Origin of the sequence: Arthrobacter sp. ZGTC412, from assembly GCF_002929215.1 — a bacterium.
In the GTDB taxonomy this organism is placed as follows: Bacteria; Actinomycetota; Actinomycetes; order Actinomycetales; family Micrococcaceae; genus Arthrobacter.
This window is the reverse complement of record NZ_PJII01000090.1, coordinates 1-515: the sequence shown is the minus strand read 5'-3', so window position 1 is coordinate 515 and position 515 is coordinate 1. Positions and strand designations below refer to the sequence as shown.

The 515-nt window shown below is 60.8% G+C and carries 1 protein-coding gene; it reads right to left on the bottom strand.

Translation table 11 applies throughout. The annotated features are described in order from the left end of the window. Nucleotides 1–327 (bottom strand): ion transporter (locus tag CXQ88_RS21500; RefSeq protein ID WP_146069280.1); only part of this gene is annotated, 327 nt, incomplete at its 3' end. Nucleotides 328–515 lie beyond the last annotated feature (188 nt).

The window sequence follows — 515 nt, the reverse complement described above, 5'->3', positions numbered from 1 at the left end:
GATCAGCCGCAACGACTTGATCGCCCGCAGCACCCGCAGAATCTGGAAGGCCCGAAACAGCTTGGCCGCCTGCAACCCGCCGGCAGGCACGCTGGCCAGCAGGTCGATCCAGCCCCAGCGCATGAAGCGCAGCTTGTCGTCGGCTTCCTGCAGGCGCATCCAGAAATCGATGAAGAAAAAGAAGCACACGATGTTGTCCAGATACCCGAGCAGAGTCGATACGTCGTCGGGTAGGTCGAACACCAGATCGGCCACCAGCGCACCGATCACGTAGACCGATAGCAACAGGATGAATATCTGAAAAGGTGTGACGGCGCGCTGCTTCATGAGTCAACCGGGTTTCGTGGGGCAGGTGGGCGCAAGTTTAAAGCACACCGCGGTAATCGGGCCGGAACGATGGGCAGGAGTGTTAGGGATGGAAGTGCGCAAGATGATTGGTATCGGCTGTGCCGGCTGTAGCCTGCCGCGCGAGGCGTGGCCGGCATTCGCTGAGCAAGGCACGCACCTGCAGCGCT